Genomic DNA, 14,739 nt, shown 5'->3' with positions numbered 1-14,739 from the left:
GTGGGTGGTGTGGGGGGGTGCGGGGGGGTGGGCGCGGTTGGGGGTGTCCGGGGGGGCTGTGCCGCTCGCGTTGGTTATGGCCTTCTCGCTTGTGGCCCACCCCCCCCCCATTCAGGGGTGGCAGTCGCGTTGTGACCTAGTGCACGTGGCTACCCCCTGGGGGTACTTGCGCAACGCGTGTCCCCGGGCATAGTGTCCTCTCTGTCAGGTACCCCTAGGGGGTATGAGGACGGGAGGGGCCGGGCATGTGCTGAGCAGTGAAGTCGTGCACCCCGGGAACGCCATCGAGTACGAGAAGGAGCCAGTCATGGCAGGGACCACCACCTACACCGTCACCGGCATGACCTGCGGCCACTGCGTCCGCGCGGTGACCGACGAGGTCGGCGCCATCGAGGGCGTCACCGACGTCGCCGTCGACCTGGCCACCGGCGCGGTCACCGTGAGCAGCACCCGGGAACCCGCGCTCGCCGAAGTGCGCGCCGCGGTCGAAGAAGCCGGATACGAGCTCGCCGCCTGACCCGGCGGCAGTTCCCCTACCCGCGGGCGATGCCCCGCTGAGGAAGACATGAACACAGCAGCGAAGCTCTCCGCCTACGGTGCGGCGCTCGTCCTGGTCGCCGGTGGCGCCTGGGCACTCGGCGCGGCCGTCGGTCCCTTCGCCGGTGCCGCCGGTACTCCCGGCCGCACCGGAGCGCACGGTGGCGAGGACACCGGGCACGGGGACGCTCACAGCGGCACCGTCGCGGAGGCCACGCGTTCCGACCAGCCCGGCGGGCTGGCGTCGTCCAGGGGCGGCTACACCCTCACGCCCACCACCACGACGCTCGCACCGGGAACCACCGAGCCCTTCACCTTCCGCATCACCGGACCCGACGGCCGCCCGGTCACCGCGTTCGACGTGGCGCACGACAAGCGGCTGCACCTGATCGTGACCCGCCGGGACACCGCGGTCTTCCGGCACGTGCATCCCGAACTCGCCGCCGACGGGACCTGGTCCGTTCCGCTGGACCTGCCGTCGGCGGGCAGCTACCGGGCCTTCGCCGACTTCACGCCGACCGGCGGGGAGAGCATGACCCTCGGCGTCGATCTGGCGGTACCCGGCGACTTCCGGCCGGTCGAGCGGCAGCCGTCGCGTGAGTCCTCAGTGGACGGTTACCAGGTGCGCCTTGACGGCGACCTGATCCCGGGACAGCCGTCGAAGGTGACGCTGACCGTGCGCAAGGACGGCCGCCCCGTCACCGACCTGCAGCCCTACCTCGGCGCCTACGGGCACCTGGTCGCGTTGCGCGGCGGCGACCTCGCCTACCTCCACGTCCATCCCGACGGCGCGCCCGGGGACGGCACAACCCCGGCGGGCCCCGGCATCACGTTCCACGCCGAGACGCCGTCGGCCGGAACCTACCGGCTGTTCCTGGACTTCCAGCACGCCGGAACGGTCCGCACCGCGGAGTTCACCGTCCACAGCGGACAGCGCTGAAGCCATGAGCGGGAAGGAGAGTTCGATGACCGCGTCCTTGGCCGGTCCCACTGGTGAGATCGAACTGGCGATCAGCGGGATGACCTGCGCTTCCTGCGCGATGCGCATCGAAAAGAAGCTCAACAAGCTGGACGGCGTCACCGCGACGGTCAACTACGCCACCGAGAAGGCCAAGGTCGTCTACGCCGACGGCGTCCAACCCGAGCAGCTCGTCCAGCAGGTCGAAGCCGCCGGCTACACCGCGACGCTGCCGACGCCGAAAAGCGCTGAACAGTCCGCCGAAAGTGAGTCCGCCGAAGACGATCCGACGCGATCCCTGCGACAGCGGCTGATCGGCTCGGCGGTGCTCTCGGTGCCGGTGATCGCGATGGCCATGGTGCCCGCGCTGCAGTTCACCTACTGGCAGTGGATTTCGCTGGTGCTGGCCGCGCCGGTGATCGTGTGGGCGGCCTGGCCGTTCCACCGGGCGGCGTGGGCGAACCTGCGGCACGGCGCGGCGACCATGGACACGCTGATCTCGCTCGGCACGCTGGCCGCGTTCCTGTGGTCGCTCTACGCGTTGCTGTTCGGCAGCGCGGGTGTGCCGGGGATGACCCATCCGTTCGAGCTGACCATCGAGCGGATGTCCGGCGACGGCAGCATCTACCTCGAGGTCGCCGCCGGGGTGACCACGTTCATCCTTGCCGGGCGGTACTTCGAGGCGCGGTCGAAGCGCCGGGCCGGAGCGGCCTTGCGTGCCCTGCTGGAGCTGGGCGCGAAGGACGTCGCGGTCCTGCGTGACGGCCGGGAACACCGTGTCCCCATCGACCAGCTGGCGGCGGGGGACCGGTTCGTGGTCCGGCCCGGCGAGAAGATCGCCACCGACGGGGTCGTCGAGGAAGGCGGTTCCGCGGTCGACGCGAGCATGCTGACCGGCGAGTCGGTGCCGGTCGAGGTCCGGCCGGGCGACGCGGTGACCGGGGCGACGGTCAACGCCGGCGGCCGCCTGGTCGTGCGCGCGACCCGGGTCGGTTCGGACACCCAGCTGGCGCGGATGGCCAAGCTCGTCGAGGAGGCGCAGACCGGCAAGGCACAGGTGCAGCGGCTGGCCGACCGGGTCTCGGCGATCTTCGTACCGATCGTGATCGCGCTGGCCGCCGGGACGCTGGCGTTCTGGCTCGGCGCCGGCGGAACGGTGTCGGCGGCCTTCACCGCCGGGGTCGCGGTGCTGATCATCGCCTGCCCCTGCGCGCTCGGGCTGGCGACGCCGACGGCGTTGCTGGTCGGTACCGGCCGCGGTGCCCAGCTCGGCATCCTGATCAAGGGGCCGGAGGTGCTGGAGTCGACCCGGCGCGTCGACACGATCGTGCTCGACAAGACCGGCACCGTCACCACCGGTCAGATGTCCCTTGTGGACGTTCACCTGGCCGAAGGCGTTGCGCGGCACGAGGTGCTGCGGTTGGCCGGTGCACTGGAGAACGCGTCGGAACACCCGATCGCGCAAGCCATCGCCCGCGGTGCCCGCGAGCGGACCGGGGAACTGCCCGAGGTCGAGGGCTTCACCAACATCGAGGGTCTCGGCGTACAGGGCATTGTGGACGGACGGGCGGTTCTGGCCGGCAGGACGGCGTTGCTCGAGGAGTGGAGCCAGCAGCTGCCCGCCGGCCTCGCGCGGGCGAAGGCCGACGCCGAGGCGCGGGGCCGCACCGCGGTCGCGGTGGGCTGGGACGGCGAGGCGCGCGCGGTACTGGTCGTCGCGGACACGGTGAAACCGACCTCGGCGGACGCCGTCGTCCGGTTCCGTGAACTGGGGCTGACCCCGGTGTTGCTGACCGGGGACAACGAAGCCGTCGCCAGGACCGTCGCCGCCGAGGTCGGAATCGACGAGGTGATCGCGGAAGTCCTGCCGAAGGACAAGGTGGACGTCGTGCGGAGAATGCAGGCCGAGGGCAAGGTCGTGGCCATGGTCGGGGACGGGGTGAACGACGCCGCCGCGCTCGCGCGGGCCGATCTCGGCCTGGCCATGGGCACCGGCACCGACGTGGCCATCGAAGCGAGCGATCTCACGCTGGTCCGCGGTGACCTGCGCGCGGCCGCCGACGCGATCCGCCTGTCCCGCCGGACATTGCGCACCATCAAGGGAAATCTGTTCTGGGCGTTCGCCTACAACGTCGCGGCGTTGCCGCTCGCGGCGGCCGGGCTGCTGAACCCGATGATCGCGGGCGCGGCGATGGCGTTCAGTTCGGTTTTCGTGGTGAGCAACAGCCTCCGGCTGCGTGGCTTCCGCGGCGTGAGTGCATGAGGTGACCGAGGGATGCCGTTGGCCCCTTGCCGCGAACGCTCCGTCCGGGACGTTGATCGTCTCGAACGGAGCGTTCGCGACAGGGCGTCGCTCGGTTCGCCGGGCGAAAACACCATGATGACAAGGTTTTCGTCCCTTACGACGTCCCTCGATCTGTGCTAATTTCCCTCGAATGCGCGTAGGTTCGGAACACGGTCGTGCGAGGAACATTTTCCGCTGGAGGCGCGTGGCTTTCGCGCTCGCGCTGGTGGTTTCGCTCAGCGGGACGACAACCGTCGCCCACGCGAACACCGTGACGGCCGGGCGCTGTGGTGAGTGCGCGACGCCGTCGATCGACCGGTTGCAGCAATGGCTTGCCAGCGGCGAGGGCACCACTGTACCGGCCACCGGGAGCCTGCTCGTGCGCGAAGGCGACCGTTATGCGGCCAAAGTGGTGTTCCTCAAGGCCGAGTGGCATGTGATCGTCGTCTGGCTCGGCAATCGGTTCGAGGCGCAGGCCGACCTTTCGGCGTCGTCCGGTTTCTGGCTGACCTACAGCGCGACCGACGATCTCTACGTGCAGTTGCGCCCGGCTTCGCACTGGAGCGGCGGCGACAAGTGGCTCACGAAGGTGCCGTCGACGGGCGGGAAGCTCGTGACGAAGTTCTTCGGCTTCGCGCCCGACGCGTGGACCTGGCTGCCCGAGCTGGGCAAGCCGTCTTACTCGTTCGCGTCGGCGCTGCGCGAGGCACGCGGCCTGGTCTTCGTCGGCAAGACCCCGAACACGCTCGACTTCCGCGGGCTGCGCATCGACGGCTACACGCCGCCGTGCCGCGACGTCCGCTGATCGAAGAATCCGCGTCCCCGGCGGTCACATCGTCGCGTCGTCCGGGCTCATGGGTGTGTGCGCCGAGCACACCAAGCCGATGAGGAGGACGACGATGCAGTTCGTACTGGTCATTCACCAGGGAAGCTATCCGTTGCCGGGTACGCCGCAGGCCGAGACGGTTTCCGACGAGGACGTGAAGGCGGCTTACGCGGACTGGGCCGCGCTCAGCGCGATGGAGAACTGGAAGGGCGCTCCGCCGATGGGGCTGCCCGCGGACGCGACGACGGTGCGGGTGGAAAACGGTTCGGCCGTCACCACCCAGGGGCCGTACCTGGACGGCGAAAACGCGGTCGGCGGGTTCGCGGTGGTCGAGGCCGAGGACCTCGACGCCGCGATCGCCCTCGCGGCTCGCGTCCCGCAGGCGAGACTCGGCGGCGCGGTCGAGATCCGGCCGTCGGCCAAGTACTGGTGAGGCCCGGGCCCGGCGTGTCACGCGCGCCGGGCCCGGCGTTCACCACCCGGGCTGGTCGAGTACCGCGGCGGCGAGGCGGCGGACGCGGCCGGGGTCGCGGAGGACGTCGATCCGGACGATCCGGTCGCCCGCGACGGTGAAGGCCATGACGGAGAACGGCTGCCCGTCCTGGGTGATCACCGCGCCGATCATGCCGTTGACCAGAGCGGGACGCAGTTGCCCGCCGCGCGGGGCCTGAGCCTGCCCTGCCACGGTCGCCGCGCCCCGGACGACGGTCGGCGGGCGACCGGCACCGAAGTCGGTGCACAGGACGACGTCGGGATCGAGGATCTGGACGAGGGCGTCGAAACCGCCGGACCGCGCGGCCGCGTAGAAGGCGTTGACGACCTTTCGCTGGCGCGTCAGATCGGGGTCCGCCTCGGGGATTTCGGCACCGCTCACACGGCGTCGTGCCCGGCTGGCGAGCTGCCGGGTGGCCGCCGGCGTGCGGCCCACGATGCCCGCGATGTCGTCGAAGGGCAGCTCGAACATGTCGTGCAGCACGAACGCGAGCCGTTCGGCCGGAGTGAGCCGGTCGAGCACGACGAGCAGTGCGAGGCCGACCGAGTCGGCCAGCAGCGCCTCCTGCTCCGGATCGAGGTCACCGTCCGGAACGACCACCAGATCGGGCAGGTGCGTGTCGAACGGGGCCTCCCGGCGGCGCCGCCGCGTCCGCAGCGCGTGCAGGCACTCCCTGGCGACGACCGTGGTCAACCAGCCACCCAGATTGTCGATCTCCCCGGCGTCGGACCGGCGCAGCCGCAGCCAGGCGTCCTGCACGGCGTCCTCCGCCTCGGCCGGCGAGCCGAGCATGCGGTAGGCCACCGCCCGCAGCCGGGGCCGGTGCTGCTCGAACCGCTCGGCCAGCCACTCGTTCTCGTTCATCGATCACACCATCCCATCACCCAGGCTCTCCCGGATGAGCCCGCCGCGACGGCGAATGTGACAGCCCGCGGGCGCGCAGTGCCGGTAAGGCCACCTTGAGGGCGTTGGACCCCCTCAAGGTGGCCTTACCGGCATCTGGGTCCTCTGTGGACTCAGGACTGGGGAAGGGTCACGCCGTATCGCTTGGCGGACAGCGTCGTCGGGAAGAAGCACGACGTCTGGGTGTCGCCGCCGGAGAGGGTGCCGAGGCCCTTTCCGCCGTCGTAGGCCGGGCCGCCCGAGTCACCGTGGTCGGAGTGCGCGGTCGTGCAGAACTCGTGGTAGACGGTGTATCCCTCGGCTTCGAAGGTGTAGTCGACCTTGGTGACCTTGCCCGAGGTCACGCCGGACGTCCGCCCTGCCCGCTTCATCTGCTCGCCGACCGTGGCGTCGGCGAACGAGGTGATCTTGGTGCCGTCGTTGATCTCGCTCGGTCCTTCGCCCGACGCGTTTTCCACGATCATGTTGTCCTCGGTGGGGAACACCGCGTCGACGGTCTTGCCGTCGTTCCACGGCCCGCCGCCGCCGAGTACCTCGCAGTGGCCCGCGGACAGCAACAGCTTCTGGCCGTCCTTCTCCACGTTGAACCCGTTGGAGCAGGCCGCTTGGCCGTTGCTGATCTCGTCGCCGCCCCTGATGAACAGGGACATGGCGCCGGGATGGTGCTCGACGCGCACCATGTCGCCGTACTGGATGACCGTGTCGAGCAGAGCCCGCCGCTGTGCCTGGGGAGTGGCGTCGTAGACGTCGACGACGACCTGGTTGTGCGCGATGTCGAGACCCCAGCCCGCGCTGGGCACGCTGCCGGCGGCGTCGAGGCGCTGTTTCACCTGGGTGAGCTGGTTCAGGCTGTAGCGCACCACTTTCGCCGTCAGACCGGAGGCCCGTACCTTGGCCGCGTCGGCGTTGTTCACCACGGTGACCACGGAATTGCCCGCGTCGTCGAGGTAGTGGCCGCCGGTGGCGGTGCCGAGGCCGTCCAGCACCGCTGCCGGGGTCATCGCGGCGGACGCCGCGGGCAGGGCGGTCATGCCGAGTGCCAGTGCGCCGAACGAGGCGACACCGAGGACGCCGAGCCGGGAACGTGTCGATCGCATGCTTACCTCCTGAGCGGAACATGAGCGAAACGGATCGCGCGGATGAAGAGCCCGCGTTCGGATCGAGGCCATGGCTTCAGCTCAGGAGATGCGGTCCGTTTCGCCGTTGAAACGGGCCGCGATCGCCCTGAGGTGAGTTATTCTCGAACATTTCCGACGCGTTCGACACCGACGAAGGTCGTGGCCTCGCGAGAACGTCTCGCAAGGCCACGACGTGGTGGGCGATCAGGCCAGGGACAGCCCGTAGGACTGCAGTTCCAGTGTCAGCGGGTAGAAGTAGCTGGTGACGCCGTCGCCGCCGGACAGCGTGCCGAGCCCGGCCGAGCCGTCGTAGGCCGGGCCGCCCGAGTCGCCGTGGTCGGTGTGCGCGGTGGTGCCGAACTCGTGGTTGAGCACGCCGACGTCGAAGTTCACCGACTGGTCGACCGAGGTGACCTCGCCGCTGCCACCGCCGGTGGTCGACCCCTGTTTCTGCATTTGCTCGCCGACGGTCGGCTCCCCGGCGCTGGTGATGGGCTGACCGGTGTTGACCTCGCCGGGGCCGGTGCCGTTGGGGCGGGTCAGCAGTCCGGAGTCGGCCCCGGGGCAGTCGCTTTCCACGATCTGGGCGCCGGAGACGTCGCCGCCGCTCCAGGTGCCGCCGAGGTTGGTGCAGTGCCCGGCGGTGAGCAGATAGGGCGAGCCGCCCCGGGTGACGTTGAAGCCGAGCGAGCAGCGGTTCGTGCCGTTCTGGATCGCGTCGCCACCGGCGATGTACAGCTCGAGCTTGCCGGTCCTGTGCTCGACGCGGACGCTGTCGCCGTACTGGGCCGCCGCCGCGCGCACAGTGTCCGAAGTGGACTGTGACGCCGCGGAGTAGATCGTGACGACGACCTGGTTGGCACGGGTGTCGATACCCCAGGCGGTCTGCGGGACGCCGCGGATCCGGTCGAGCGAGTTCTTGACGCCGGTCAACGCCGCGAAACTGTGCTTGACCTTCTTGGCCGTCAGCCCTGCCGCCTCGACTCTGTGCGCGGAGGCGTCGTCGAGGACGTTGATCACCGCCTTGCCGTGTTCGAGGTAGTAACCGCCGGAGGCCGTGCCCAAGGTCTGCGCGACCTGCGAGGCGTGACGGACCGATGTCTGCTGCGGCTGGGCGAGGTTCGTCGGACGCGCGGCTGCCGGTTGTGCGCAGACACCGCCGATCAGGGCGGCGGTGGACACCGCGGCCAGCAGGGTGAGGGATTTCCGGGTCGACACGAGTTGCTCCTCTTCGCCAGGTGAGGCGCTGATGTGACGAGGAAACTGTCGGTTCGGCAAGCACTGACCACCAGCGACTAAAGTCGGTGATCAATTTGACGACACCGGCGAAAACGCCCGAATAGGCATTTCGGCGCATGAAACGACGCGTCGGCGAATACCTATTAGTCAAACCCGGTAGGGGAAGAACATCCTCGGTCGCCGAGCGAAACATCCTCGGTACCCGCTTCCCCGGCGTGCCCGGCGGGGAAGCGGGCGACCGGTTCGCGCTCAGGCGAGGACTTCGTCGAAGAGGTCGAGCATCGCTCGCCAGGATCGTTTCGCCGACGCTTCGTGGTAGACGATTCCCGGCATCGGCGCGTTGGCCGGATCGGCGTCCGGGTTCGTGAAGCTGTGCTGGGCACCGCCGTAGAGATTCATGCGCCAGTCCACCCGGGCCGCGCGCATCTCCTCCTCGAACGCGACGCGCTGGTCGAGCGGGATGATCGGGTCGTCCGCCCCCATGCAGACCAGCACGCTTCCGGTGATGTTCGCGGCATCCCCTGGCGTCGGTGTGCTCAGGCTGGCGTGGAAGCCGACGACGGCTTTCAGGTCCTTGCCGGCCCGGGCGAGTTCCAGCGCCACCGCGCCGCCGAAGCAGTAGCCGATCGCCGCGACCTTCGCCGGATCCGTCCGCGGTTCGGCCAGGAGCACGTCGAGCCCGGCCGCGCCGCGCGCCCGGGTCAGCGCCTGATCGCTCTGGATTTCGGTGAAGTGCCGGAGCATTTCGTCCCGGTCGGTGAGGAGCCGTCCGCCGCCGTAGTAGTCCAGCGCGAACGCGACGTAGCCGAGTTCGGCCAGCCGCTCGGCGTTCGCCCGCTGGCGATCGCTGAGGCCGTTGCCCTCGTGCGCGATCAGGACAGCGGGCCGTTGGTCCGTGCCGTCGGGCAGTGCGAGCCGTCCCACCATCGTGACTTCGCCGACGATGTATTCGATGTCCTTCGTGGTCACCATGACCCGAACGTAGCGAACCCCGCGGTCCCCGGGCACCCGATTCGCCCCTGACGGTCAGCCGTTCCGAGCCGATCGCGATCAGGTGACCCATGGGCCGGTGAAGCCGCCCGTTTCCGCTGTCGGGCACGGGTCGAGTCGAGCAGCCTTGGCGTGGGGCCTCGATCCTCAGAAGAGCTTCCCCTGGCGCGGTCGTGACCGCGGACACGAAAGGAAACGGCGAATGACTCCGAGACAAGCCACGGCCTCCGCAGCGGTTCTCGCACTCGTCGGCGCATCAGTACTCACGGGAACGGCCGGAGCCGCGACAACCGCGGAGTGTCCCATCGGCGCCTTCTGTGTGTGGACGAACGCCAACTTCACCGGGCACCGGTTCGTGTTCCGGGGAGACGACCCCGAGTGGGAGGACGGCCTCGCCAGGAACGATTCCTCCTGGGTCAACCACGCGGACTCCAAGCCGGGTGTGGCAGACCACGTCAAGGTGTTCGACGGGGAGAACCGCACCGGTCACGTCACCATCTGCCTTGCCCCCGGCCAGAAGGTCTCCACCGACAAGGCAGCCAACGACCGGGGACGTTCCCACGCGTTCACCAAGCACTGCTGACCACCGGGCCGCGGTCCGCTGTCGCGTCAGGCGGGCGGCGGACCCTGCGGCGGGTACGGCACACCGTGGGGCATCGGCGGGGCCGGTGGCTTCGCCGACATCAGCGTGACGATGCCGGTGACCGCGGCGGCGACGAGCGCGACGAACACGAACAGCGCGGCTATCAGGTACACGATGCGGAAGCTGAGGGCGTCGGAGATCAGTCCGCCGAGGAACGGCGCGATCACCAGGGCGAGAACACCGAGGCCCGCTGTCACCCCGGCCGCGGCGGCGCGACCGGTGCGGAGCCGCCGGATCAGCGCGGCGGTCACGCCGAGGGCCGCACCCGCGCCGAGTCCGTTGAGCACCCGCCCGACCAGGAGCAGTCCGCTGTCCGGGACGAAGGCGACCAGCAGCACGCCGAGGAGCATCAGGCAGATCGCGGGCACGGTCACCGAGGTCGGGAAGCGCGCGCCGAGCAGCAGACCCGCGGGGAAGGCGAGCACGGCCGCGACGAGGTAAGCGACGAGGCCGATCAGGAGCAGCGACTGACTGGACATCCCCAGATCGGCCTGCAGCGCCGAAACGCCGTCGAAGCGGTAGATCACGGTGAGCAGGAACAGGCCGATGAGCGCGGCGAGCCCGGGTCCGATGACCAGCCACCAGGGTGGTCCTCCGGCCGGGCGTGGGTCGTTCCGCATGGGCGGCGTCACGTACATGCGCACACCGTATAGCGTCCGGCGATGCGGAGAGGCCACATCGCTGAGAAGCCGTCTCCTAGGGAAACCTCATCGCGGCGGTCATGGGTTTCGGACGCGCGCGTCCGGAAGAGCGACGTCGCTTCGTAGTGCCCGCAGGGTTTCCAGCTCGCGCTCGATGTCGCGGCGCTTGGCCTCCAGACGGTCGACCTCCTGGGCGAGCAGCCGCTCCATGACTCCCGTGCGTTCCTCGGGCGGCGCCTCCAGACACGGCAGCAGCTCGTTGATGGTGCCGCTGCCCAGGCCGGCGGCGAAGAGGTGCTGGATCATCACGACGCGCTCGATCATCGCGGTGTCGAAGTCCCGCCACCCGCCGACGGTGCGCTGGGACCTGATCAGCCCCTGCTGCTCGTAGTACCGCAGCGAGCGGGTGCTGACACCACTGGCCTCCGCCAGCTCACCGATCCGCATGAAGTCCTCCTGCTCCTGTCCCGCGGGCTCCCGTTCTTGCACTTGACACCGGTGTCAGGTTCCACGATCGACAGGCCGGCGCCCACCGGGGGTGCCCTGGCGAATCGATCAGAGGACCATCATGCACTGGCTCTACCTCGGCATCGCCGTCATCTTCGAGATCACCGTAGCCGTCGCCGCCGGCAAGGCCCAAGGCTTCACCCGCCCCGTCTGGACCGTGGCGACGCTGGTCAGCGGTGGCGTCGCCACCTACTTCCTCAGCCTCGCGCTGCTCACCTTCCAGGTCGGTGCCGGCTACGCCATCTGGACCTCCATCGCCGGCGTCGGGATCGTCGTCCTCGGCGCGCTCCTCTTCGGCCAGCGCCTCGGCTGGCGCAAGCTGCTGGGCATCGCCGTCGTCATCGCCGGGGTCATCGGCCTCCAGCTCAGCGGAGCGGCCTGAACCCCGCGGCAGTCCGGACAGGCCAACGACATCACCACGAAAGGAACCAGACATGAACAACTCCACGACCCGCACCGGCACGCGTGCGCGAGCATGGCTCGTCCTCCTGCTCGCCGGCGTCTTCGAGGTGGGCTACGCACTTTCCGTCGGCGGCAGTCACGGCTTCACGGTGGTGCCGTGGTCTCTCGTCGCCGTCGTCTTCTTCCTGCTGACGCTGTTCGCTCTCAGCGTCGCACTCCGTACCATCGACGTCGGCATCGGCTATGCCGTCTGGGCCGGCATCGGTGCCGTGGGAGCGGCCGTACTGGGGCCGGTGTTCTTCGACGAGAGCCTCACCCCGGCGAAGGCCTTGTGGCTGACCGTGATCATCGCCGGCGTCATCTGGCTGAAGCTCGCCGACCGGCCCCAGCGCGCCGAACCGAGCGCGGCGTAGCGGGCCAGTGTGCATTCGGCATCAGCAGCTCTCAACAGAATGTGGGGCAGCCGAGGCGCGTTACGTCCACTGTAGACAGACGGCGGGTGTGGCCCGAAGGGAAAGCGTGGCACGGGCCGGTGTCGTGCCCACCCTTTGCGGCACGACACCGGCTGTTCGGAGAAACCTGTCTGTCAGGGGATTACGCGGTTGCGCAGGTTGCTCGGGTAGGGGCCTTCGCCATGGATACGCAGTTCGTTGGCGACGTCGAAGGTGTAGAAGGGGTGCGAAGTGAAGTAGCCGTTGAGGTCGGTGATGGTGCTCATGAAGCAGATACCGTCGGCGCCGCCAGCCGAACGAGGACCGTTGCACAGGCTGAGCGTCGGGTATTTGAAGCCGTCGAGCGGTCGGAGACCGGATCCGCCGGGGCCGGGAACCGGGATGTGCCCGATGAGGCCGCCCGGGTCACCGGGCCAGTTGGACTCCTGCGACTGACGACGGCCGTCCGAGAACAGGATGCCCTGCATGTTCCGCCCGGGCGGCTCGGTCTCCAGCACGGTACCCGCGACGAGCGCGCCGAGGCTGAACCCGGCGATGTACACCTTCGTGCCGAGGTCACAGTTGAACTTCACGTAGAGGTCGTGCAGAGCGGTGCGCAGGTTCGCGACGCCGGCGTCGACGTCGGCGTAAAGGTTGATGTCGGTATCCCTGTTGGGGTACGGGATGCGGACCGGATTCACGCCCGCGGGGGCGTGGTCCAGCATCTCGTGGCCCCCGTCCCGGTAACCCGGAACCACGAACATGACCGGTCCGCACGCGTTCGCCGCGCGGGCCGGGGCGGCGTTCGCGGTGGCGGTTCCTGATGTGGCGAGCAGACCACAGAGCATCAGCGCAGCCGTCGCGGCGCGCCACCTTCGCCTGAAATGCATGATTCCCCTTCGCTTTCTGCTCGTGGTGAGCAATCCGTGGACGTGCCGCACAAGGGTGATCCCGGCCGATGAAATTCTCATGAAATCGTCCCGGTCATCCGGTCCCTTGGCTGCTCACCCCTCGGCCGGCGGACCGAAACCATATCCAGAAGTCCACCTTGACCTCGCAGGCCGGTCACGACGAAAGCTTGTGGGGCGGAATAATCTTCACCTGTTTCAGTGACGTCGTTTCACGCCAAGCCGGACTGGAGTTTCGCGTTGGCGCCCGCATTTCACCGAGCACCCGATGGGGATGCCTTACAGCGGGAACGCCGGGTTGTCCAGGGTGCCGGATACCCCAAGGGCGGTGTCGGCGCGTGTCAAGGCGACTTCGGCGGGCTCGCCGGAGACCGGGACGGCGGTGATCTCCGCCCCCGGCGGCGAGCGGGACGAGAACCACGGCGACGCCGGCGCGAACGGAAAACGGGACCTCCAAGGTCCACCTGGCCGGTCCGTCGCCTATGATGACAATGGTTTTCGTTATCAGTTCGGGAGGAATGCCGTGCCGGTCACCGTCTCACCCGCCTCCGCACGCTCCATCCTGCGGGATGGCGGGTTCGTCCGGCTGTGGACCGGCACCACCGCCTCCGGGCTCGCGACCTGGGCCTTGCCGTTCGTGCTCGGGCTCGCCGTGCTGCACGGCGACCTCGGTCCGGTCGGGCTCGGCGTCGTGCTGGCCACGCGCACGGCCGGGTTCATCGCCGCCGTCCCCGTCGCCGGCGTGCTGGCCGACCGGTATTCGCGGCGCGGGGTGGTGTTGTGGTCCGGTCTGATGGCGACGGCCGCCACGCCGGTGATCGCCTTCGGCCTCGGCCGGTCGGTGGTGCTGATGGCGATCGCGGCCGTGGTGTCCGGCGCCGGCCAGGGCGCGTGCCGGCCGGCGTTCCAGGCGCTGACCGCCGAGGTGGTGGACGAGGGGCGCCGCCAGCAGGCCAACGCGGCGACGTCGCTGGCGGTCCGGGTGACCACGCTGGTGGCGCCCGGGCTGACCACGCTGCTCGGCGCGTTCCTGCCGGTGCGCGTGCTGCTGTTCGGCATGGCCGCACTGTGGCTGATCGCCGCAGTGGTTCCGCCGCGAGGGAAAGCGTCCGGCCCGGCGCCGGCGCCCGCCCGTGCCGGATTCCTCGCCGAGTTCACCGAGGGGGTGCGGGAGGCACGCCGGCACCCGTGGTTCATCGCCGGTCTGGTCGCGCTCACCTCGATGCTGGCGTTCGGATACTCGGCGAGCATGGTGGTGCTGCCGATGGTGAGCCGTGACCGGTACGGCACCGAGGTGGTGCTCGCCGCGGCCACCACCGCGTACGCGATCGGCGCGCTGCTCGGCGCGGTGCTCATCGCGCGCTGGCGGCCGCGCGCTCAGGGGTGGGCCGCGCTCGTGAGCCTTGCCTGCTATGGGTTCGCGCCGCTGTCCCTGCTGGTGCCGGTGCACCCCGCGATGGTCGTGGCGGCGTACGTGATCGCCGGGCTCGGCGTCGAGTTGTTCAACGTGCCGTGGTTCACCGCGACGCAGCGCGAGGTGGCGCCGGACAAGCTGGCCCGGGTGTCGTCGTTGGACTTCCTGCTGTCCTACGGTCTGGCACCGGCCGGCCTCGCCCTGATCGCCCCGGCGATCGAGACCTACGGCGCCACTCCGGTGCTCGCCGTGTGCGCGGTGAGCTGCTTCGTGGTGCCGGTGGTGGCCTGCCTGGTGCCGACCACTCGCGGGTTCACCAAGAAGCCTCAGCCGGCCGATTAGTGCGACGTGCTGTCGCCGAAGAGATGCCAGCGAACGCCGAGCGGTTCCTGAAGCAGACAATCGTTGGGGTGTAACGCTTTCGCGGATGCGACCTGCGGTGAAC

At 69.5% G+C, this 14,739-nt stretch carries 16 protein-coding genes; 9 read left to right on the top strand and 7 right to left on the bottom strand.

Features of this window, described 5'->3' with window-relative positions; all coding sequences use genetic code 11:
• The first annotated feature begins 307 nt into the window (after positions 1-307).
• The 5 genes from ACFWY9_RS24390 (at position 308) to ACFWY9_RS24370 (ending at position 5,038) form a co-directional block, all read left to right on the top strand.
• The gene (locus ACFWY9_RS24390; RefSeq protein ID WP_378325722.1) at positions 308-517 is read left to right on the top strand and encodes a heavy-metal-associated domain-containing protein; all 210 of its coding nucleotides are present in this window, start codon (positions 308-310) and stop codon (positions 515-517) included.
• Between the two features lie 48 nt (positions 518-565).
• Positions 566-1,477 (top strand): hypothetical protein, encoded by a 912-nt coding sequence (locus ACFWY9_RS24385; RefSeq protein WP_378325723.1) that lies wholly within the window; start codon positions 566-568, stop codon positions 1,475-1,477.
• Between the two features lie 25 nt (positions 1,478-1,502).
• Complete coding sequence (locus tag ACFWY9_RS24380) at positions 1,503-3,758, top strand: heavy metal translocating P-type ATPase (protein ID WP_378340006.1); 2,256 nt, start codon at positions 1,503-1,505, stop codon at positions 3,756-3,758.
• Positions 3,759-4,005: 247 nt separating this feature from the next.
• A complete protein-coding gene (locus ACFWY9_RS24375) occupies positions 4,006-4,584 on the top strand; it encodes a hypothetical protein (RefSeq protein ID WP_378325731.1) in 579 nt (192 codons plus the stop codon).
• 94 nt (positions 4,585-4,678) lie between these two features.
• Entirely contained in the window at positions 4,679-5,038 is a 360-nt protein-coding gene (locus ACFWY9_RS24370; protein ID WP_378325725.1) for a YciI family protein, read from the top strand.
• 39 nt (positions 5,039-5,077) lie between these two features.
• Here the strand turns inward: ACFWY9_RS24370 and ACFWY9_RS24365 are convergent, their stop codons facing one another.
• From ACFWY9_RS24365 to ACFWY9_RS24350, 4 genes are all read right to left on the bottom strand, one after another.
• The gene (locus tag ACFWY9_RS24365; protein WP_378340005.1) at positions 5,078-5,962 is read right to left on the bottom strand and encodes a sigma-70 family RNA polymerase sigma factor; all 885 of its coding nucleotides are present in this window, start codon (positions 5,960-5,962) and stop codon (positions 5,078-5,080) included.
• A 152-nt stretch (positions 5,963-6,114) separates the two neighbouring features.
• A complete protein-coding gene (locus ACFWY9_RS24360; RefSeq protein ID WP_378340004.1) occupies positions 6,115-7,098 on the bottom strand; it encodes a S1 family peptidase in 984 nt (327 codons plus the stop codon).
• A gap of 225 nt (positions 7,099-7,323) precedes the next feature.
• Positions 7,324-8,337: a S1 family peptidase gene (locus ACFWY9_RS24355; protein WP_378340003.1), complete on the bottom strand. Its 1,014-nt coding sequence runs from the start codon at positions 8,335-8,337 to the stop codon at positions 7,324-7,326.
• A gap of 270 nt (positions 8,338-8,607) precedes the next feature.
• Positions 8,608-9,330: a dienelactone hydrolase family protein gene (locus ACFWY9_RS24350; protein WP_378340002.1), complete on the bottom strand. Its 723-nt coding sequence runs from the start codon at positions 9,328-9,330 to the stop codon at positions 8,608-8,610.
• Between the two features lie 220 nt (positions 9,331-9,550).
• Here ACFWY9_RS24350 and ACFWY9_RS24345 point away from each other — a divergent pair, with 220 nt between their 5' ends.
• Positions 9,551-9,931, top strand: a complete 381-nt coding sequence (locus tag ACFWY9_RS24345) for a peptidase inhibitor family I36 protein (RefSeq protein ID WP_378328314.1) — start codon at positions 9,551-9,553, stop codon at positions 9,929-9,931.
• Positions 9,932-9,957: 26 nt separating this feature from the next.
• Here ACFWY9_RS24345 and ACFWY9_RS24340 read toward each other — a convergent pair whose 3' ends face one another.
• Positions 9,958-10,629, bottom strand: a complete 672-nt coding sequence (locus ACFWY9_RS24340; protein WP_378328315.1) for an MFS transporter — start codon at positions 10,627-10,629, stop codon at positions 9,958-9,960.
• A gap of 81 nt (positions 10,630-10,710) precedes the next feature.
• Entirely contained in the window at positions 10,711-11,079 is a 369-nt protein-coding gene (locus tag ACFWY9_RS24335) for a MerR family transcriptional regulator (protein ID WP_378328316.1), read from the bottom strand.
• Positions 11,080-11,200: 121 nt separating this feature from the next.
• Here ACFWY9_RS24335 and ACFWY9_RS24330 point away from each other — a divergent pair, with 121 nt between their 5' ends.
• Together ACFWY9_RS24330 and ACFWY9_RS24325 are read left to right on the top strand one after the other, a co-directional pair.
• On the top strand, positions 11,201-11,521 hold the full coding sequence (locus ACFWY9_RS24330) for a DMT family transporter (protein WP_378328317.1): 321 nt from the start codon (positions 11,201-11,203) through the stop codon (positions 11,519-11,521).
• 52 nt (positions 11,522-11,573) lie between these two features.
• Positions 11,574-11,954, top strand: coding sequence for a DMT family transporter (locus ACFWY9_RS24325; RefSeq protein ID WP_378328318.1), 381 nt, complete (start codon positions 11,574-11,576; stop codon positions 11,952-11,954).
• A 173-nt stretch (positions 11,955-12,127) separates the two neighbouring features.
• Here the strand turns inward: ACFWY9_RS24325 and ACFWY9_RS24320 are convergent, their stop codons facing one another.
• Positions 12,128-12,862, bottom strand: a complete 735-nt coding sequence (locus tag ACFWY9_RS24320) for a hypothetical protein (RefSeq protein ID WP_378328319.1) — start codon at positions 12,860-12,862, stop codon at positions 12,128-12,130.
• 580 nt (positions 12,863-13,442) lie between these two features.
• On the opposite strand from ACFWY9_RS24320, the gene ACFWY9_RS24315 reads away from it, so the two are divergent.
• Positions 13,443-14,636 (top strand): MFS transporter, encoded by a 1,194-nt coding sequence (locus tag ACFWY9_RS24315; protein ID WP_378340008.1) that lies wholly within the window; start codon positions 13,443-13,445, stop codon positions 14,634-14,636.
• The last annotated feature ends 103 nt before the right edge of the window (positions 14,637-14,739 follow it).

The sequence above is a fragment of the Amycolatopsis sp. NPDC059027 genome, from assembly GCF_042739735.1.
GTDB lineage: Bacteria > Actinomycetota > Actinomycetes > Mycobacteriales > Pseudonocardiaceae > Amycolatopsis.
Note: the sequence above shows the minus strand (reverse complement) of the source record. Positions and strands in the feature narration are given on the sequence as shown.